We start from the raw sequence: 19,492 nt of genomic DNA, 5'->3' as shown, positions 1-19,492 counted from the left end.
GCGTGGTCACAGCCCGGCTCCTTTCCCGCGACGGATCAGCCAGACGAAGACTGGCGCGCCCACCAGCGCCGTCATGATTCCGGCCGGGACCTCGCCGGGGAGCAGCACCACCCGGCCGACGATGTCGGCGCCGAGCAGCAGCCCCGGGGCCAGGACCAAGGAAAACGGGAGGATCCAGCGGTAGTCAGGACCGGTGAGGAACCGGACAGCGTGCGGTATGACCAGCCCGACGAAGCCAATGGGTCCGGCCAGCGCTGTCGCGGAACCGCACAACAGCACGATGCCCAATGCGGTGACGCCCCGGGCCAGGCCAACCCGCTGGCCGAGGCCGCGGGCGATGTCATCTCCCAGGGCCAAGCTGTTGAGAATGCGGCCAGTGAACAGAACGATCACGGTTCCGACGGCCAGGAAGGGCAGTCCGGGGAACACCGCGGACCAATCCCGGCCCGCGATCCCGCCCACCTGCCAGAACCGGAACCGGTCCAGGGTGTCCCGGCTTGAGACCAGGATGACGTTCATGAGCGAGAACAGACCGGCACTCAGGGCCGCGCCGGCGAGGGCGAGCTTGACAGGCGTCGGACCGTCCCTGCCCAGGGAAGCGATGATGTAAACCACGACGGCGACCACTGCGGCGCCGCCGAAAGCGAACCAGATGTAGCCGGTCAGGGATGAAACACCAAACACGTAGATCCCGGTGACTACGGCCAGGGCGGCGCCGGCGTTAACTCCCATGATGCCCGGATCGGCCAGCGGATTGCGGGCCACACCCTGCATGGCCGCGCCCGCCAGTCCGAGTGCACTACCGGCCAGCAGTCCCAGGACGGTGCGCGGGATGCGGGCGTGCACCACAGCGTGGTCGCCATTGGCGGGATCGAACTGGGTGAGGGCCTGCCACACCGTGGCCGCGGAAAGCCCGCGGGCCCCGACGGCCAACGAAGCGGCCGTTAAGAGAGCCAGTACGACGACGGCGGCCAGCATCCACGCTGCCTGCCTACCCCGGGAGCGGGTGCTGATGCCGGTGCGGGAGCGCGAGCTGGGTGGGCGCTGAGGGGTGAGATCTCGGCGCTTTGGGGGCACCAAAGCGCCGGGATCCCGCTCCTGGGCGCGTGCCGCGGTCGTACCTTCCGTCAACGGCTTACTTCACTGCGGCAGTGGCTGCGTCCGCGGCGGCGGCGAGCTGCGGCAGGAACGTGGCCAGCGCCCACGGCAGGCTCAGCGGCGAGGACGCGGAGATTGCCAGCACCAGGCTCTTGTTCGCATCGGCAACGAACGCGCCGTTCCTGACCGCCGGGATCTGGCCCAGCAGCGGGTCGCTCTTGACGGCTTCGGCGGTGGTGGCGTCCTCGACCGAGCTCAGGAAGATATCTGACTCCAGTTCGTTGGCCTTTTCCGCGGACCACGGCAGGAAGAATTCCTTGGAGCCGGCGGAGGCCTTCTCAGCGACCGGGGAGAGCGTCATGCCGATGGCAGACAGGAACCTCGGACGGTTGTCGTTGGCCGTGTAATAGCCCGTGGCCGTGGGATCTGCGGGATTTGCGTAGCCGTAGATGAAGCTCTTGCCGGCGATCTGCGGGTACTTGGCAGCTTCGTACTTGACTGTCGCCTCGGTGGCCGAAATCAGTTTGGCGGCCTCCGCGTCTTTGCCCAGTGCCTTGCCGATGATGGCAGTGGAGTCCTGCCAGGAGGTTCCGTAGGCGACCTCGGGATGGGCCACAACAGGCGCGATCTGGCTCAGTTTCCGGTAGTCCTCCTCGCTCAGCCCGGAGTACGCGGCGAGGATGACATCCGGGGTGAGCTTGGCGATTTCGGTGAAGTTGATGCCGTCGGCCTCGGAGTACTGGACCGGGGCCTTGTCCGTGCCGAACCCGGCGCCGAGTTCCTTGAGGGCGGCGTCCTTCCACGGCGTGGAACCCTGCTCATTGCCGCCCCACTCGTTCTTGGGCACGCCCACGGGAACAATGCCGAGGGCAATGGCGACGTCGTCGTTGACCCAGGAGACGGTGGCTACCCGCGTGGGCGGTTGGTTGATAGTGGTTTCGCCGAAGACGTGCTTGATGGTGACGGGGAACTGCGAACTGCTTGGGCTGGAGGTGCCGGCGTCCGGCGTACTCGCCGCAGGGCCCGTGGAACAAGCCGACAGGGTGAGCGCCGCTGCAGCGAGTACCGCAGAGGCCTTGCCGGCTGTTTTGAACAGCGTAGGGCGGGTGGCGCTGGGGCCACGGAAGAGAGGGGAAGTCACGAAACTCCTTAGGTCAGTGATGCGATCCTAAGTAAGGCTAGCCTACCCTCACGCAAATTAGGAAAGCTTTACCTTGCGTAATTGCGCATGTGACGCAGCGAACAGCCTCCGCAGATTGCGACGCGGGGGTGAACGATGGTTCACTGGAAAGAGGGTAAACGCCCGTTCACCGCGCTGCGTGTATTGCTGACCGAGTTCCTCCCCCGGCTCCCACGCCCCGCCCACGTCGAAAGCAGCAGATGCCCCCTACCACCGCCCCACGCTCCCAACGCAACCCAGCGCCGTCGCTCATCACCGCGGTCCTGGCACTCAGCGGCACGGTGGTGTCACTGATGCAGACGCTGGTGGTGCCGTTGCTTCCGGACTTCCCGCACATCCTGAGTGTGACTGCCGACGACGCCTCCTGGCTGGTGACTGCTACTCTGCTGTCCAGCGCGGTGGCCACACCGATCGTGTCCCGCAGTGCGGACATGTACGGCAAGCAAAAAATGATGGTGGTCTGCCTGGCCATCATGGTGGCCGGCTCGGTCATTGCCGCAGTTGGCGGATCCTTCCTGTGGCTCATCGTTGGGCGGGCCCTCCAAGGATTCTCCTCGGCGCTGATCCCCGTGGGCATCAGCATCATGCGCGACGAATTGCCGAAGGAAAAGATGGGATCGGCGGTGGCACTGATGAGCGCCACCCTCGGCATCGGCAGCGCCATGGGGTTGCCGCTGGCCGGCGTGCTCTACGAAGGCTTTGGCTGGGCGTCAATCTTCTGGGTATCCGCAGCCGCCGGGACGCTGCTGCTCCTGGCCGTACTGCTGGTGGTGCCCGAATCCAAGGTCCGCACGCCCGGGCGCTTCGACTACGCCGGGGCCGTGGTGCTGTCCGGCGCGCTGGCAGCCCTCCTGCTGGCAATCTCCAAGGGCGGCTCGTGGGGATGGGGCTCCGAGCCGGTCCTGCTGCTGTTCGTGAGCGCTGTGGTGCTGCTGGCCATGTGGGTCCCCTACGAACTCAAGGTCAGCCAGCCGATGGTTGACCTGCGGACCTCCGCACGCCGTCCCGTGCTGATGACCAACCTCGCCTCGCTGCTGATCGGCTTCGCCATGTTCGCGAACATGCTGCTCACAACGCAACAGCTCCAACTGCCCACGTCCACCGGCTACGGCTTCCAGTTGAGCGTCATCACAGCCGGGCTGTGCATGGTCCCGTCCGGACTCGCCATGGTGATCTTCGCACCCGTTTCCGGCCGCCTGATCCGTGTTTTTGGCGGCAAGACCGCACTGATTGCCGGTGCCGCCGTGATGATTGCCGGCTACGTGGGCCGCGTGTTTTTCTACGACTCCATCGCGTCGGTCATTATTGGTTCCACCGTGGTCAGCATCGGAACGGCCATCGCGTACGCCGCCATGCCCACCCTGATCATGGGCGTGGTTCCCATCACCKAGACAGCGTCCGCCAACGGGCTGAACAGCCTGGTCAGGTCCATTGGAACCTCGACGTCGAGCGCGGCCGTCGCTGCCGTCCTCACCTCCGTGAGCATCACGGTTGGCGCCGCCCACCTTCCCTCGTTTGATGCGTTCAAGGACGTTTTCTGGATGGCGGCCCTGGCCTCGGCGGGATCCATCCTTGCGGCCGTGTTCATCCCCCGGCTGGCGGCACCCCGCCCGGCGGTGCCCGTCGGCGCGGTCAGCGAACTCGTGGTCCAAGGGCGCGTCCTGGCCGCGGACCACCGCCCCCTCACGCCCGCCGTCGTCACCGTTCTGAAGACAGGCGGCGATCCGGTGGACTGGAGCCGGGTGGATGTGGACGGCAATTATTCGGTGGCGCTGCCCGGGGCCGGGAAATACCTGGTGGTGGCCAATGCGGGCGGCTGGGCACCGTTGGCCCAGGTCTTCGACTTCGACGGCCGGACCCTGCAGCAGAACTTCTTCTTGGGGAAGCGCCTGGAGCTCAGCGGCGCTGTGAGCGTTGGCGGCCGCGCTGTCCCCGGGGCCATGGTGACGCTGCTGCAGGCTACCGGGGAGCATGTGGCAACCACTCACACCAACGACGACGGCACGTACGCTTTTCCGTTGCCCCCTGCCGGCCGCTACGTCGTCACCATGCTGCATCCGGTGACCCATCAGGCGCTGGCCGGCAAGCTGGCGGTGGACAGCCGTTCCGTCACCCTGGACCTCGTCGCACCCGCCGTGGCGGAAAACTCCGGGAAGCACGTGCGGGCATGAGCAGCCCCAGCCACGACGCCATCCTGCAGTCCGCCAGGCGCCTTTTCGGCGAACGCGGATACCGCGGCGTAACGGTCCGGGACATCGCCGCCGACGCCGGCATTTCGGCGGCCCTGGTCATGAAGTTGTTCCTCTCCAAGGAAAAACTTTTCGCCGCAGCGCAGCCGGACGAATCGCTGCTCACCGACCTGGACGTCCCGACGTCGGAACTAGGCAGGGCGCTGGTGTTCCGCGTCCTAATGCGTCGGGAACGCGGCATGCAAGAGCCGTGGGCCATGATCCCGTTCGCCGTCCGGGATGCCCCGGATCCGGGAGCTGCCCGCACCGAGATCCGCGAACGCTACCTCGCAGCCGTCGCCCGCGTCATGGGTGACACGTCACCGGACCGCCGCGCGGCCGCCACGGTACTCGCCCTCATGACCGGCTTCGGCGAAACGTTCCGCACGCTGGAGCTCTTTGACCACTGGGAGTTCGACGATCTCGTGGCCCACTTCGGCGGCATCATCCAGGCCCAGATCGACGCCGCCCCCTCAACCGCTCGCTAGCGGAGGACGATGTCCACCGGGTTGGCTTCGGACCGCCATTCGCCCTCCGAACCGGGGCGGCGGCGAATCACCGGAGCAGTGAGAACCCCGGAGCGGTTGGTGCGCTTGTCTCGGAGGATTTCCGTGACGGAGCCCAAATGCCGGGACAGGTCGATCACGTTTTCCGGTGCGGCCAGCAGCAACTGGAAACCGAACTCGTGCAACGCCTTGATGCCGGCGCCCGCGAACTCCTCTGAGGCCAACACGAAGGCCTCGTCCATCATCACCGTGCCGTAGGTGGTGAACCCCTGCTCGGCGATCCCTAGCTGATAGCTCAGCGCCGCGGCCATGATGAACGCGGTGAAGCGCTGCCGCTCGCCGCCGGACATGGAGCCGGTATCAGCGTGCATATAGACGTCGGTGCGCGTGCCGGCTTCGCGGTGTTCCTTGCACTGAATGAACAGGTGGCCGCGGACATCCAGCACTTCGGCCCGCCACCGGCGGTCCTCAGGCGTGGGCGAGCCGAGCCTCTTCACGAGCGTTTCCAAGGTCTTGTAGCGCGCGGTGAGCTCGGCGTCGTCATCGGTTTCGGTGGCGGAGCCTGATCGGGTGGGCCGAGCGTGCCGGGCCTTCAGCGCATTCTGGATGGCGTCCTTAAACTGTTTCGCCGTGGCGGGAAGTGTCTGCTTGATGTCGAGTTCCAGGAAGCTGCCCTCGTGGAAGTTGACCTCGGACAGGATGCCGTTCAGCGGCAGGATGCGGCTGGTAATGGAGCGCCGTTCCTCGTCCAGCAGGTGCAGCAGCGTGCTGAAGGATTCGTGCGTGCGTTGGTTGAAGAACTGCCTGAATTCGCTCTCCTGTGCGGGCAGGCCGTCGCTGACGATGGCGTGGTAGCGGGCTTCGAACTCCCCCGCCGCACCGATGGAGGTGCCGTGGTCCGCGGAGATCGCGGACCCCCATTCGCGCACGAAACCCTCGAAGATCCTGGTCAGCCGCTCGGACGTGGCCTGCCCGCGCGTCTCGGCGGTGTGCAGCTCTCCAAGAAGTGCCGTGCGGACGCGGTTGGCCAGGTTGTCCAGCTCATGCATCTCGCTGACGTCGCCGAAGTCGGCGAAGTACGGTTCCAGCGCCGTGACGGTAGCGTCCGACGGCGGCGCCAGGGCGAGGCGGGTACGCGCCGCTTCCAGCAGTGAATCGGCGGCGCTCAACTGGCGGTCCAGTGCCTTGTACTCGCTTTGCAGGACGGCCGCTGCCTCGGTGCTCGCCTGGTGTTTCCGGCGCGCCGTTTCGATGTTGGCACGCAACGGTTCCAGGTCAGCTTGGGCCGCGAGGGCGTCCGTGAGCCGCTGTTCGATCCGGGTGAGTTCCTCGGCGGCCACCGCGGCGGACACCTGCTCCCAGGGGCGGTGGTCCTCGGCGATGCGGCGGAGTGCGTCGAGCTGGCGGCTCATGCCCTGGTGGGATTCTTCGCGGCTTTGTGCGAGCTCGGCTGCTTTCGCCAGTTCCTGCTGCAGGTCCTCCACCTGGGCGGCCACGAGCTCCAGCTTGGCGGCGTTGTCGAACCCGAGCACGTAGTCCTGGCGGCTGGTGAAGCGGTCATCCTTTTCCACCGTGTGGCGGTTGCGTTTGACCACACCGCCCAGGCTCAGGCCCTTGTCCAGCTTCGCCAGCTCATCGGGGTCCGCCACGCACGGGAACGCCAAATCGAGGGCGATCCGCTCGCGGATCCATTCCCCGGCATCGGCCGCCGCGCCGCTGGCGAGGATGTCCAGCTTGGTCAGCAGGTCGCCGTCGCGCACATCCTGCACGGCGAGGGCGCCGCCCGCGAGCGGCTTGGACACATCCACGGCGCGCAGGGCTCCGCGCACCTTGTTGTCGTTCAGGTACCGGGTCACCGCGGCAAAGTGTTCGCCGGGTACCAGCAGCGTGGTGGCGAGGTTCCGGAGCGCGCGCTCGGCGGCCGGCCGCCACTGTTCCTCCCCCTCGGCGAGGTCCATCAGCTCGCCGCCGAACGGCATCCGGTCCTCGGGCACCCCGGTGGCCGCAGCGATCGCCGCCCGGTTTTCAATGCTCGACGGCGGCAGCAGGGACTTGCGCGTCTTCAGCGAGACGAGTTCCTGCTGGGCAGCCGCGAGCTCGCGTTTTTTCGTGGCGTGGCCGTCGAATGCTTCGAACCGGAGTTCCTGCAGGGCCTGGGAATCGTCCTTGAGCTCGGCTGCCCTGGCGGCCGCCTGCTCGTGGGCCTGCTCCCAGCCCCCGGCGGTCCAGTCAAGCTGGAGGCCGGCGTCTGACAGGGCCTTGCGCGCGGCTTCCTCCACCTGCTCCCGGAGCCTCAGCCCAACCCTGGCGTTGTCCAGCGACTGTTCGATCGCGGAGATCGCGTTGCCGCCCTGGTTGTTGTAGTCGGTCTCGAGCTCCCGCAGTTCCTTGGCGAGCCCGTCCCTTACCGAGCGCTCCGCCCCGAGTTCCTTGGCCTTGGCCTGCGCCAGTTCCTTGAAACGGGCCAGGGTTTTCTGGTGCACGGTGACCGCGAGCTGCTGCTTGTAGGCCTCGAACTCCTCGCCCGCCAGCTCCCGGAGCCGGTTCGCGTCCAGCAGAGACTGTGCGTACTCCTTGTTCAGGCCGGGCACGGGGGCCAGTTGGTCCCGCTGCTGCCGCACATCCTCGAGCCGCTGCCGGATGGACATCAGGTTGCTGAATTCCTCCACCACCGCATCCGCGGCGGAGAGGGTTGCCGGGGCGTCCAGGACCTGGTCGCGGAAGAAGGTGTTGACGCTGCCGCCCAGGCCCTTGCCGGCCTGGATTACGCGCAGCAGCGGCAGGGCCTGGTCCGAGCTGATGCCCAGCAGACGGCGGAAACGCTCCGCGAAGGCCTTGTGCACGTCGAAAATCTGGGCGTCCGGGAAGACCGATTCCAGCGTGGCCTTGGTGAAGCGCTTCTCCGCGATGTCCTCAATGGCCGGCAGGTCCAGCGGCTTGTTGTCGATCAGGTAGAAACGTCCAACACTGGACTCCGTGCCGTTCTTGGGCACATCGAACAATGCCGACACGGTGACGCGGGTGCCCGCGGCGTTATCGAACGTCAGTGCGACGGCGGACCAGGTGGCACCCGGCCGCTGGAACGCGCTGGCCGAGCCCTCGCCCACTGCTTTGTCGCCCACCTTGCCACGCATGTAGGTAAAGGTGGTCCGTTTGTCCTCCACAGCTCCGCCGGCACGCTGCGCGGCGGCTTCATTGGAGCGCGGCCGGGCGTCAAAGACCCGCAGCATGGCATCAAACAGCGTGGACTTGCCCACGCCGGAGTTGCCCGTCAGCAGGGTTCCGTTGCGGTCAACATGCATCGTGTGCGCGCCATGGAACGTGCCCCAGTTGACCACCTGCACCAAAGCAAGCCGCATCTGGCCGGGGTTCGTGAGCTCGCCCATGGGGAGCATGGTGGCGATGCTCACTTGTCCTCCTCGGTTTCGGCGGGTTCAGTCTCCGCGTCGTGGTCCAGCTCCAGCAGGGGTTCTGTTCCGGCGGGGTCGGTTGTGGCGGCCACGAGGGCTTCGATTTGGGCCGGGATGTCGCCGATGTTTTCGAACGGCAGTGCGAGGGGCAGGGCGTTGGAGATGGCATAGACATCCTCCAGGCCCGTGGTGAGGAGCAGCTGGCGGGCCAGGAGCTTGGTGATGGCCCTGTTGACCACGTCCGAATCCCGCAGGGCGTCCTGTTGGCCGGCCGGCTGGTAGTGGGCCACGAGCTCTGCGATCTCCTCGCGCGTGATGGTGGGATCGGTCTGGGCCGTGACGTGACGGTCCAGCAGCAGGCGCAGGCGGAGCAGCACGATGGTCTCCCCCCGGCTGAGCGCCCTCTGCTGGCGCAGGATGCTGGAACGCGTGCTGCCGCCAATGGCATCAGGGTCAACCGGGCGCAGGACGGCGATTTTGCGTTCGTGGTCGAGCTGCAGGGTCAGGAAGAGCTCGGACAGGCGGCTGCGCAGGATCAGCTGATTGTCCAGCAGGGTGGTCCACAGTTTCTCGTCCCGCCCGCCGTCCACATAAGGGCCCTTCAGCAGCTTCACCAGGGCCTGGCGCACCTTCATGGAGAGCACGCCGGTGTCGCCGGGGAAGATCGCCGCGCCGTCCACAAAGGTGTCGCGCGGGGTGAGCGCAGCGCCCGATGCCGCCCCCGCCCCTTCGCCGCGCGGCTGATCTTCGATCAGCTCAGCGCGCGGCTCCGACAGGCCCGATGCCACTCCCTGGGCGGCATCGGGCGCCGAGCTCGTCACGTTTGTAACTTCAGTCATCATGAATCCTTCTTGAGGGTTACCACCGGCAGGTACGCCTTGCGGGTGGTGCCGTCGATTTGTTCGAAGGCCAGGCCGTCCCAGGTTTCGCGGTCGAAGGCCGCGCCTTCCTGGAGGGCGTGCGAGAGGAGCGCGCGGATGGAGTTGATGTGTTGCTCGTCGGCGGGCAGCCGGGTCCAGGCCTCGGCCAGGGTGGAGGCGCCCGCGACGGCGGCGCGGATGGCCTCCGGGCGCGCCTTGCCTGTCCTCGGCGAGCGCATCCGGTCCGAGTCGCTGAAGGCGATGGGGTCCGCAAGCCTGGGCGGGACGGCGAATTCGTCCGGGTCATAGAGCTTGACCATGGCGAGGGATTCGAAGCCGGCGTTGAAGAGCACGGGGCCGCGGACCAGGCCCGCCCGTTCACGTTCGTACGGCAGGGACCTGATGGCCTGCTCAGCCTCGCGCAGCACCTTCCGGAGCCGCACGGACTGGCGGAAATCGTCGCTCTGGACGTAGGTGTTCAGGCTTTCGCTGAGCTTGCCGTAGATGCGCTGGATCTGGCTGTGCTGGTGGCGGAGCTCGGCCACCAGGTTCTTCAGCGTCTCGCGGTCCTCCGGCGACAGGTCATCCGCGAACTGCCTGCTCAGGACCTCGCCGATCGCCGACCGGAACCGCATTTGCTGCTGCGGATCGTCCAGGAACGCGGTGAAGGAACGGAAGGTCCTGCCCTCGGGGCTCTGCCGSAGSCGTTTGTCCGCCTCCAGSACCTGSGCCATSGTKGCACCCTTGCTGAGCGACTCCTCGATGATCTGGTTGCGCAGTTCGCCCACCAGTTCTTCAATCCGGTCGCGCATCTTTTTGTAGTCGGCGGGCAGGCTCGCGGCGAGGTCCAGGATGTTGCCGGCGGCCTCCACGGCTTCGTCGTCATCGAGCAGCCCGTCAAAGTCGCCGGTGCTGATGTCCTGGATCAGCTGCTGCCGTTCCCCGATTTCTTCCTCGAGGGATTCCAGCCGGGCGCTCTGGTCCGGGTTGGTTTCGTTGGCGAGCTTCTCCACGTCGCCGAGCAGGGTTCCCAGCCGGGATCCGTTCAGTGTGGACCGCTCGCTGGAGAGGCTGTCCAGGAAGGCGAGCACGCGGGCGGCAGGCTCGGTGACTTCGTACACGATCTGCCCCGACTGGTTACGGCGGGTCAGGAAGTTCTTGCGGGTCCATTCGTCCGCGTAGTTCCTGCCGGTGGACGTTCCGGCGGCGGGCCCTCCCGGCTCCTGGCGCCGCAACTGCTCAAGGAAGGAGTCGACGTCGGCGTGGAACTCCTCGAGCGGAAGCTGCGGGCGCGTGCGGGTGAAGGATGCCTGCAGCACGGCGATGACCCACGGCGCGGAGCGTGTGAGCGCCCAGGCAGGGCCTTTGGTGAGGAGGTCGAGGTCCCGGAGCCGGGCGCTGATCGCGTCAGCGGATGACCTGGCGGAGCGGGGCACGCACTTCTCCTTCTGCTGCTAGGGATGGTTGGGCAGGAAACTGCCAACTACAAGGTTAACGCAGAGCCCTTGCGCCCCTAACGGCCGGAAGTCCGCGACCAGCCCGTGACCTACCCCCGGGTAGCATTTCGATCCCGTATCAACCCGTCCGTCCGGGCGGGCCGCGTCTGGTTGGGGACGCCCGGCAGCCCCTACGCTCAGTCCTACTGACTCATCCGAGGCAATGGCGCAGGGGGAAGAATGCAGTTCGACTTAAGTTCAGTGGAAACGTCCACCATGGTGTTCATCGGAACCATGGTGTTGGCACTGGTCCTGGTGGCCTTCGTCCTGACCGCGGGCTTCCTTGCCCTGGTCCTGGCAGGGGTGGCCAAGCTGGCCTGGTTCCTCGCGTCAACGTCCCTGCTCGCAGTGGTCCACGGCATCAACCAGGGCTGGGACCGGCTGGTCCATCAAGCCGCCGGGGTGGAGCTTCCGGTGGACTTCCAAGGGCAGCCCTCCCCTAGCACTGGAAGCTACCCGCGGGTAATGTTGGGAGACAGCTAAAGGGTTCTCCAGCCCGGCGGATCCATGGCTAGAACCGGCCATCCGGCGAAGGAGATACCCCATGAGCTCCGCCACTGACAGTCCCGCCACCAAAGCTGCCGCCGATGCGCCTCCCTCCGACACCCCGGACGCTGACGTTCAGGTCGCCGCGAGCAATATCGGTCCCGATGCCACCGCCGCGGATGCCCGGGCACTCGCCGAGGCCTCCCGCGAGACCGGCTGGGACCGGCCCAGCTTTGCGAAGGGGCTGTACCTGGGAAGTTTTGACCTCGATCTCATTCACCCCTGGCCGAAGGCCCAGGCTGAAGATGTGGAGCGCGGCGAAGCTTTCCTGGAGCGACTCACGGAGTACGCCCGGACCCTGTCCGGCCGCGTGATCGAGCGGGATGCGAAAATCCCTGACGAATACATTCGCGGTTTGGCGGAGCTTGGCGTCTTTGGCATGAAGATCCCGCAGGAGTATGGCGGACTCGGCCTGTCCCTGGTCTACTACGGCAGGTCCCTTGCGCTGCTGGGCAGTGTCCATCCCAGCCTCGGCGCCCTGATTTCGGCACACCAGTCCATTGGTGTCCCGGAGCCCGTGAAGGTGTTTGGTACCGCTGAGCAGAAACGGGAATACCTGCCGCGCTGCGCCGCGGGGGCCATTACCGCTTTCCTGCTGACGGAACCGGACGTTGGCAGCGACCCCGCCCGGATGGGCAGCACCGCAGTTCCCGCGGACGACGGCGGATCTTACGTTCTGGACGGCGTGAAACTTTGGACCACCAACGGGGTGATCGCCGAACTCGTGGTGGTGATGGCCCTGGTGCCGGCCCACACCGACGCGGACGGCACTGCACACAAGGGCGGCATCAGCGCGTTCGTGGTGGAGATGGACTCCCCCGGCATCACTGTGGAGAACCGGAACACCTTTATGGGACTGCGGGGCATCGAAAATGGCGTGACCCGGTTCCACCAGGTGCGGGTGCCTGCGGCAAACAGGCTGGGACGCGAGGGGCAGGGCCTGAAGATCGCGCTCACCACGCTGAACACGGGCCGGCTCTCGCTGCCGGCGCTGTGTGTCGCGTCCGGCCGCTGGAGCCTGAAAATTGCGCGGGAATGGTCCAACGCCCGCACCCAATGGGGACAGCCGGTGGGCAAACACGAAGCCGTGGGCAAAAAGATCGCCTTCATCGCGGCGTCCGCCTTCGCCCTCGACGCTGTCTTTGAGTTGTCCGCGGAACTTGCCGACGCCGGGCAGAAAGACGTCCGGATCGAGGCAGCCCTCGCCAAGCTGTGGTCCACGGAGATCAGCTGCCGGATCGCCGATGAGCTGGTCCAGATCCGCGGGGGCCGGGGCTTTGAGACAGCAGAATCGCTGGCGGCCCGTGGGGAACGCGCGGTTCCGGCGGAACAGCAGTTGCGTGACCTCCGGATCAACCGCATCTTCGAGGGTTCCTCGGAGATCATGAAGCTCCTCATCGCCCGCGAAGCCGTGGACGCGCACCTTGCCGCCGCCGGCGACCTTGCCTCCGTGGATGCGAGCCTGCAGGACAAGGCCAGGGCCGCCGTCGGGGCCTCAGGCTTCTATGCGAAGTGGCTGCCCAAACTCGTGGCCGGCGCCGGGATGGACCCCCGCTCCTACGGCGACTTTGGCCGGCTGGCCAAGCACCTGCGTTTTGTGGAACGGACGTCACGGAGGTTGGCCCGGCAAACGTTCTACGGCATGGGCCGCTGGCAGGCGAAGCTCGAATACAAGCAGGCGTTCCTGGGCCGGATAGTGGACATCGGTGCCGAACTCTTCGCCATGGCTGCATGCTGTTCACGGGCCGAGATGCTTCTTCGCACCACCCCCGAGCATGCCGCGGGCGCCTACGAACTGGCAGAGGCGTTCTGCGAGCAGTCGCGTGTCCGCATCGACGAGTACTTTGACCAGCTGTGGCGCAATACCGACGACGCCGATCACGTGCTCGCCGGCAAGGTCCTGGCCGGGGATTACACCTGGCTGGAGGCCGGTGTACTGGACCAGTCAGAGGGCACGGGGCCGTGGATCGCTGATGCCACACCCGGCGCGTCAGCCAAGGAAAATCTGCACCGGAACTACCGCTAGCAGATAGTAAGCATCCTTGTTATCACCGCTGACCAGTGGTTGAGTTGATTCATGAGCAACCACATGGAACCAGGGGACGGACTTCCGCGGCGCGCCCGGACTGAGAATCTGCGGAGAGAAACTGCTCGTGATGAGACCTTCGCGGGCGGTGCGGCGGCCCGTGACGCGGGCGGTGAGCCAACGCTCGCCTTGGATCAGACGCGGCCGAACGCTGGACGGCGGGACGCAGAGCCACCGTACGCAACCCGGCAGGACGCCGCGCAGCAGGACGCCGCGGAACCATACGCCGCTGAACCGTACACTGCAGAACAGGGGATGACTGTTCCGGTGATCGACCCGCGGGTGACGGACCCGCGGTTGACGGACCGGCAGACCGCCGTCGCCCGGGAGAGGGAAAAGTTCGGCGGCGTGAAAGTGGGCTCCGCCTTCTTCGGTTGGCTGGCCGCGACCGGGATGGCCGTCCTGCTGACGGCCTTTGTTGCCGCGGCGGGAACGGCCGTCGGGCTGGCGAACCACACGGACGTCAACGATGCCGTCCACCAGATGGCCACCAACGGCACTATGGGCATGGTGGGCATCATCGTCCTGCTGGCGATCCTGTTCGTCTCTTACTACTCAGGCGGCTATGTGGCTGGCCGGATGGCGCGGTTCAACGGTGCCAAGCAGGGCATGATGGTATGGGCCTGGGCCCTGATCGCCGCGGTGGTTGTGGCGCTGCTCGGCCTTATCGCCGGTCAGCAGTTCAACGTCCTGGCCAACCTCAACAGCTTCCCGAGGATCCCCATCAACGAAGGCGAACTGACGGTCACGAGCATCATCGCCGCCGTCGTGGTTGCCTTGGTTGCGCTCGTGGGTGCCGTGCTCGGCGGCCTGGCCGGCATGCACTTCCACCGGAAGGTGGACCGGGCCGGCTTCACACCGGATGAAACCTACAGCGAGAGCTAGGCAAGCACGGCGTCCACGTAATACCAGCGCCGGTTTTCCCGTACAAAGCGGCTGGTTTCGTGGTGGACTCCGCGTTCACCGTCGTGCCGGAAATACGCTTTGAACTCCACAACGCCTTCGGTGTCCAGCGGCCCGCCGCGGTGTGTGGAGACGATGTCCAGGCGGCGCCACTCGATGGCAGGGTCCAGTTCCAGGTCAGCCGGCACGGTGCTCGGATGCCACGTCTGCCGGAGGTATCCGGCGTTGAGCAGCACAAACGCGGTGTAGCGCGAACGCATCAGCTGCTCAGCGGTCGCGGCGTCGGCTCCGCCGCTGTGGAAGCGCCCGCAGCACTCGCTGTACACCTCGCCCGACAGGCAAGGGCAGTTGCCGGCAATGCCTGGGTTCTCGTACAACGGTGCTCCTCTGCCTGTGGTCTTCGCCGCATCCCGGCGGCTTGGTGGTCTCTACCGACTATAGGCGGCAGGTATAGGCGGCACGGCGGTTGTCATATCGGGTAACAGCTTCGAAACAACCTCGGCCGCGCCCCCGCAACCGGCAGTGTGTCCGAAAAATAGTCCGTAAGGTAGTGGAGGGGCTTGGTGCCCGTGGTGATGGGTGCCGGCACGGGCTCCGCCGCTGGCAGATTGGAGTGATGACGTGGAAGATTCAGCGACACTCGTTCTCAACCTGACGTTTTTCGGCACGCTGGGACTGGCGTTCCTGATGTTCCTGGGCCTGTTCCTGCTGGTAATCCTGACCCTGGTGCTCGCCGGCGCCGGCCGGCTGCTGGTGCTGACCGTGCAGGCGCTGTTTGGGCGGCTGCCCAGGAACGAAACCCTTCCCCTGGTCCGCCTCACCGGCGGGACCGAACTCCCGTCGAGCGCCCCTGATGCAACATACGACGACGCTGCCGCCTCCCCCGCCAAGCCACCCCGCGCCGGGGTGCTCCGTGGCCAGTTCCCGGCTCCCCGCGGCTGGCGCAAGGCCATTCGCAACAGCCGGAACCTCCTTAAGCCATCCGAGCTGGGCCCGCGGTTCCAGGACGCCGTGGAGCGTCACCCGTTGCTCACCGCAGCCCGGCGCGAGCCGCCGGTGCTGGCCGGAGACTGGGCCGCCGCGGTCGCGGACGCCGATGCCCGGGCCATGGCGCGGGCCCGGGCCGCCGCACCCGAGATCAAGGTGACGGTCCGCGAACTCCCGGCGCCATCCCTGCCGGCAGCAGAAGTGGCAGCGGTGGCCCCGCTGGTGGAGTCTGCGCTCCACAGGGACATTCCGGTACGCGAGGACATTCCTGGCCCCGGGAACACCGGGCCCAACGACGCCGGGCCCGATGGCACTGGCCCCAACGACACCGGCCAGGCGGTTTCCGGTGCCGGGGCTGCCCCCTCGTTTACGAAGCCGCCGGCCGAGGGCCCGCTGTCCCCGCTGGACACCGGCTCACTCATGTCACTGACCGGCCACGCGAAAGTCCTCCGGGCCAAGCTGCCTGCCAGCAAAGGCTGAGCTTCCTGCGGGCAGCCGGGCCGTTCATAAATCGTCACGGCGCCGGGCTGCATTACGCCCCGCTACGAAAAGCGAAGTACTAAGGCACAAACCGTTTTCGCTCCGCCGAATTTGTGTAGCGTCGTGACGATCCACAGCAATCCGCGTGGGGAATCGACTGTGAGGAGCCGGGGATGAGCCTCAGCGAACTCCGGGTGTTCGGCCGGTCCGGCACACCCATCAGCCCGCTCACCTTGGGCACCATGAACTTTGGCGAAGGCCCCGGCGGCGCATCGGACAGTACCCGCACAGGTGGCGCACCCACCGGCGCGGACGACAGCATTCGCATCATCCAGTCCGCCTTGGACGCCGGCATCACCGGCGTTGACACCGCCGACGTTTACTCGCAGGGCGAATCGGAACAGGTAGTGGGCCGCGCGCTCCGAGGTCGCCGCGACGACGTCTTCCTGGCCACGAAATTCCACGGGCAGATGAGCCCCAACCCCGCCCACTCCGGCAACTCCCGGCGCTGGATCATGCAGGCCGTGGAGGGCAGCCTCCGCAGGCTCCAGACGGACCGGATAGACCTGTACCAGGCCCACCGGCCGGACTACAACACGGACGTCCTGGAGACCATCACCGCCCTGAACGACCTCATCCGGCAGGGCAAGATCCTCTACTACGGCACCTCGGTCTTCACGCCCGCGCAGCTGGTGGAGGCGCAGTGGCTGGCCACCACCAACCACCTGATCCCGCCCGTAGCCAACCAGGTGCCCTATTCCGTGCTGGTCCGCGGCAACGAACGCGACGTCCTCCCCATCGCCCAGCAGTACGGCCTGGGCGTGCTCGCATACGGGCCGCTGGCCGGCGGCTGGCTGTCCGGCGATTTTGTCCTGGACGCCGGCAAGCCGCCCACCCGCGTGCATTCGCTCCCGGGTCGCTACGACATCTCCGGGCCGTCCAGCGAACGCAAGCTCCTGGCGGCGGACTCCCTGGCCAGGCTGGCGGACAAGCTGGAGATCTCGCTCGTGGAGCTTTCCATCGGTTTCGCACTGAACCACCCTGCAGTGAGCAGCGTGATCATCGGCCCCCGCACGGAAGCCCACCTCCAGGCCTACCTCAAGGCAGCGGACACCCTCCTGAGCGAACCGGTCCTGGATGCCATCGATGAACTGGTGCCGCCCGGAACAAACTTTGTGGAGCGCGATGCCGGCGCCGTCGTGCCGTCCCTGGAGTACGCGGAACTCCGCCGCCGCTGACCGGCGTAACCCGGTGCAACGCCGTCGTACGCTGCGAAGCCTTAATCCCGGCCGATATCCGGGCAGGCACTTACCCTGAGCAACCAACTCCGTTAGCGTGGAAACCATGGAATTCAGATACCTCGGAAACAGCGGCTTCAAAGTCTCGGAAATCACGTTCGGCAACTGGCTGACCCACGGCTCCCAGGTGGAGAACGACATCGCCACCCAGTGCGTCCGGGCCGCGCTCGACGCCGGCATCAGCACCTTTGACACGGCGGACGTTTACGCCAACACTGCGGCAGAAACGGTTCTCGGCGAGGCGCTGAAGGGCGAGCGGCGCGAATCGCTGGAGATCTTCACCAAGGTCTTCGGCCCCACTGGCCCGAAGGGCAAAAACGATCTGGGCCTGTCCCGCAAACACATCATGGAGTCGATCAACGGCTCGCTCCGCCGGCTTCAGACGGACTATGTGGACCTCTACCAAGCCCACCGCTACGACTTTGAAACGCCGCTGGAAGAGACCATGCAGGCCTTCGCGGACATCGTCCGGCAGGGCAAGGCCCTGTACATCGGCGTCAGCGAATGGACCGCGGAGCAKCTCCGCGAAGGCCACGCGCTGTCCAAGGAACTGGGCTTCCAGCTGATCTCCAACCAGCCGCAGTACAACATGCTCTGGCGGGTCATCGAGGCCGAGGTTGTGCCGGCGTCGGAGGAGCTGGGCGTCTCCCAGATCGTCTGGTCCCCCATGGGGCAGGGCGTGCTGAGCGGCAAATACCTGCCCGGCCAGCCGGCGCCGGAAGGCAGCCGCGCCACAGATGACAAGGGCGGAGCAAGGATGATTGAGCGCTGGATGCGCGACGACGTCCTGGCCGGCGTCCAGAACCTCAAACCCATTGCGGCGGAAGCGGGGCTGTCCATGCCGCAGCTTGCGGTGGCCTGGGTGCTGCAGAACCCTAACGTGGCGTCGGCCATTGTGGGTGCGTCCCGTCCGGAGCAGATCGCCGACAGCGTGGCAGCCGCGGGCGTCACCCTGGAGCCCGATGTTCTGAAGAAGATCGACGACGCGATTGGCTCGCTCGCGGAACGCGACCCGGCGAAGACCACGTCGCCCGCCACCCGCGAAGGGTAAGGAGCCCCCTTGACTTCCCTTCCGACCCTGGCCGATCTCGCCGTCACAGGCTCCACCGGAGGTCTGGGCGGGATGGTGGCCCGGGAGCTCGCGGCACTGGGGCGGCCCCAGCGCCTGCTGGTCCGCGATGCCGGCCGCGCACCGCAACTCGAGGGCGCCGTCCCGCTGGTGTTCAGTTATGCGGATGCTGTTTTGTCCGCCAAGGCGTTGGAGGGGGTCAAAGTCCTTTTTATGGTGTCAGCGGCCGAGGCCGAGGACAGGCTGCAGCAGCATTACAGCTTCATCGATACCGCTGCTGCGGCCGGGGTGCAGCACGTTGTTTACACGTCGTTCTACGGCGCGGCGCCGGACTCGGTGTTCACGTTGGGCCGCGACCATTACGCCACCGAGGAGCGGATCAAGGCCTCCGGCATGAAGTACACGTTCCTGCGGGACAACTTCTACCTGGACTTCCTGCCGCTCCTTGCGGGTGAGGACGGGGTGATCCGCGGACCGGCCGGGAATGGCGTGGTCTCGGCGGTGGCCCGTGAGGACATCGCCCGTTGTGCTGTGGCGGTGCTGAGGGACCCTGCGCTTCATGTGGGCGCCACCTATAACCTCACCGGGCCGGCGGAGCTCACGCTGTGGCACGCTGCGGAAGTTCTCACGGCGGAAACCGGGCGGAGCATCACTTATCACCCGGAAACGCTTGAGGAAGCGTACGCCTCGCGGGCGTTGTACGGGGCGCCGCCGTGGCAGGTGGACGCGTGGGTGAGCACCTACACCGCCATTGCTGCCGGGGAACTCGCCGGGCTGTCGCCGGACGTGCATGGGCTGACTGGCCGGGACCCCTTGAGCCTGGCCGATTTCCTGCAACAGCCTCAGCTGTAGCCCCGCACTCCCTCCGGAAGTTTTGGCGCCTGCGACGGCCGATCAGCACGCAACGGTTAGGCTGGCAACGTCAGCACAAACAGCCGCCTGAACAGCGGAAACACAAATGGGGGACCAATGAAAAACCTATTCGACTTGTCATTCACCAGATTCGTTTCGCCATCGATCGCCAGAATCGTCTACATCCTGATCATGGTTGCGCTGGGCCTCGGCTACATTGTGGTCGTCATCGCGTCATTCGCTTCCCGGAACGTTTTGCTCGGCATCCTGGTCATGCTGATTCTCGGACCGCTGGTGGTTCTGATCTACTTGGCCTTGGCACGGATCGGTCTGGAGTCATTGGTGGCCGGCATCCGCACCGCGGAGAACACCGCCGAGCTCATCCGCATGCAGGGCGGCACCCCTCCAGGGTCGGCCCACACGGGCCACGCGGGCGGTCCGGCAGCTCCCAACGGCTGGAACCAGTCCTACGGCCAGGAGCCGGCACAGTAGC

The 19,492-nt window shown here is 66.5% G+C and carries 16 protein-coding genes; 10 read left to right on the top strand and 6 right to left on the bottom strand.

The window, feature by feature from the left end; translation table 11 throughout:
* Positions 1 to 6: 6 nt before the first annotated feature.
* Together AC1DIM_RS17785 and AC1DIM_RS17780 are read right to left on the bottom strand one after the other, a co-directional pair.
* Positions 7 to 1,131, bottom strand: coding sequence for a FecCD family ABC transporter permease (locus AC1DIM_RS17785; protein WP_477711823.1), 1,125 nt, complete (start codon positions 1,129 to 1,131; stop codon positions 7 to 9).
* A gap of 4 nt (positions 1,132 to 1,135) precedes the next feature.
* Entirely contained in the window at positions 1,136 to 2,239 is a 1,104-nt protein-coding gene (locus AC1DIM_RS17780; protein WP_477711822.1) for an ABC transporter substrate-binding protein, read from the bottom strand.
* A gap of 239 nt (positions 2,240 to 2,478) precedes the next feature.
* On the opposite strand from AC1DIM_RS17780, the gene AC1DIM_RS17775 reads away from it, so the two are divergent.
* Both AC1DIM_RS17775 and AC1DIM_RS17770 read left to right on the top strand, forming a co-directional pair.
* A complete protein-coding gene (locus AC1DIM_RS17775; RefSeq protein ID WP_477711821.1) occupies positions 2,479 to 4,449 on the top strand; it encodes an MFS transporter in 1,971 nt (656 codons plus the stop codon).
* Complete coding sequence (locus tag AC1DIM_RS17770) at positions 4,446 to 4,994, top strand: TetR/AcrR family transcriptional regulator (RefSeq protein ID WP_477711820.1); 549 nt, start codon at positions 4,446 to 4,448, stop codon at positions 4,992 to 4,994. Before AC1DIM_RS17775 ends, AC1DIM_RS17770 begins: the two co-directional genes overlap by 4 nt.
* On the opposite strand, the gene AC1DIM_RS17765 is transcribed toward AC1DIM_RS17770, so the two are convergent.
* The 3 genes from AC1DIM_RS17765 to AC1DIM_RS17755 are packed head-to-tail and all read right to left on the bottom strand — an operon-like array spanning position 4,991 to position 10,718.
* On the bottom strand, positions 4,991 to 8,422 hold the full coding sequence (locus tag AC1DIM_RS17765) for an ATP-binding protein (protein WP_477711819.1): 3,432 nt from the start codon (positions 8,420 to 8,422) through the stop codon (positions 4,991 to 4,993). The genes AC1DIM_RS17770 and AC1DIM_RS17765 overlap by 4 nt on opposite strands.
* Positions 8,419 to 9,264: a DUF4194 domain-containing protein gene (locus AC1DIM_RS17760; RefSeq protein WP_477711818.1), complete on the bottom strand. Its 846-nt coding sequence runs from the start codon at positions 9,262 to 9,264 to the stop codon at positions 8,419 to 8,421. The genes AC1DIM_RS17765 and AC1DIM_RS17760 overlap by 4 nt, the downstream gene beginning before the upstream one ends.
* Positions 9,261 to 10,718, bottom strand: coding sequence for a DUF3375 family protein (locus tag AC1DIM_RS17755; protein WP_477711817.1), 1,458 nt, complete (start codon positions 10,716 to 10,718; stop codon positions 9,261 to 9,263). Before AC1DIM_RS17755 ends, AC1DIM_RS17760 begins: the two co-directional genes overlap by 4 nt.
* A 240-nt stretch (positions 10,719 to 10,958) precedes the next feature.
* Between AC1DIM_RS17755 and AC1DIM_RS17750 the strand changes: the two genes are divergently transcribed.
* The 3 genes from AC1DIM_RS17750 (at position 10,959) to AC1DIM_RS17740 (ending at position 14,295) form a co-directional block, all read left to right on the top strand.
* Complete coding sequence (locus AC1DIM_RS17750) at positions 10,959 to 11,261, top strand: hypothetical protein (protein WP_477711816.1); 303 nt, start codon at positions 10,959 to 10,961, stop codon at positions 11,259 to 11,261.
* Positions 11,262 to 11,322: 61 nt separating this feature from the next.
* Positions 11,323 to 13,350, top strand: coding sequence for an acyl-CoA dehydrogenase family protein (locus tag AC1DIM_RS17745; RefSeq protein WP_477711815.1), 2,028 nt, complete (start codon positions 11,323 to 11,325; stop codon positions 13,348 to 13,350).
* Positions 13,351 to 13,401: 51 nt separating this feature from the next.
* On the top strand, positions 13,402 to 14,295 hold the full coding sequence (locus AC1DIM_RS17740; protein WP_477711814.1) for a TIGR04086 family membrane protein: 894 nt from the start codon (positions 13,402 to 13,404) through the stop codon (positions 14,293 to 14,295).
* Here AC1DIM_RS17740 and AC1DIM_RS17735 read toward each other — a convergent pair.
* Complete coding sequence (locus AC1DIM_RS17735; RefSeq protein ID WP_477711813.1) at positions 14,292 to 14,690, bottom strand: YchJ family protein; 399 nt, start codon at positions 14,688 to 14,690, stop codon at positions 14,292 to 14,294. The two genes, AC1DIM_RS17740 and AC1DIM_RS17735, sit on opposite strands and share 4 nt — an antisense overlap.
* A 244-nt stretch (positions 14,691 to 14,934) precedes the next feature.
* Here AC1DIM_RS17735 and AC1DIM_RS17730 point away from each other — a divergent pair, with 244 nt between their 5' ends.
* The 5 genes from AC1DIM_RS17730 (at position 14,935) to AC1DIM_RS17710 (ending at position 19,491) form a co-directional block, all read left to right on the top strand.
* A complete protein-coding gene (locus AC1DIM_RS17730) occupies positions 14,935 to 15,780 on the top strand; it encodes a hypothetical protein (RefSeq protein ID WP_477711812.1) in 846 nt (281 codons plus the stop codon).
* A gap of 173 nt (positions 15,781 to 15,953) precedes the next feature.
* A complete protein-coding gene (locus AC1DIM_RS17725; protein ID WP_477711811.1) occupies positions 15,954 to 17,018 on the top strand; it encodes an aldo/keto reductase in 1,065 nt (354 codons plus the stop codon).
* 106 nt (positions 17,019 to 17,124) lie between these two features.
* Positions 17,125 to 18,129 carry an aldo/keto reductase family protein gene (locus tag AC1DIM_RS17720; protein ID WP_477711810.1) on the top strand — a complete coding sequence of 335 codons (1,005 nt, stop codon included), beginning with the start codon at positions 17,125 to 17,127 and terminating at the stop codon, positions 18,127 to 18,129.
* 9 nt (positions 18,130 to 18,138) lie between these two features.
* A complete protein-coding gene (locus tag AC1DIM_RS17715; RefSeq protein ID WP_477711809.1) occupies positions 18,139 to 18,999 on the top strand; it encodes an SDR family oxidoreductase in 861 nt (286 codons plus the stop codon).
* A gap of 135 nt (positions 19,000 to 19,134) precedes the next feature.
* On the top strand, positions 19,135 to 19,491 hold the full coding sequence (locus AC1DIM_RS17710; protein ID WP_477711808.1) for a DUF4282 domain-containing protein: 357 nt from the start codon (positions 19,135 to 19,137) through the stop codon (positions 19,489 to 19,491).
* Position 19,492: the final 1 nt, after the last annotated feature.

The organism is Pseudarthrobacter sp. 01T43 (genome assembly GCF_056398665.1).
The sequence above is the reverse complement of the archived record's forward strand: the minus strand, read 5'-3'. Positions and strand labels throughout refer to the sequence as shown.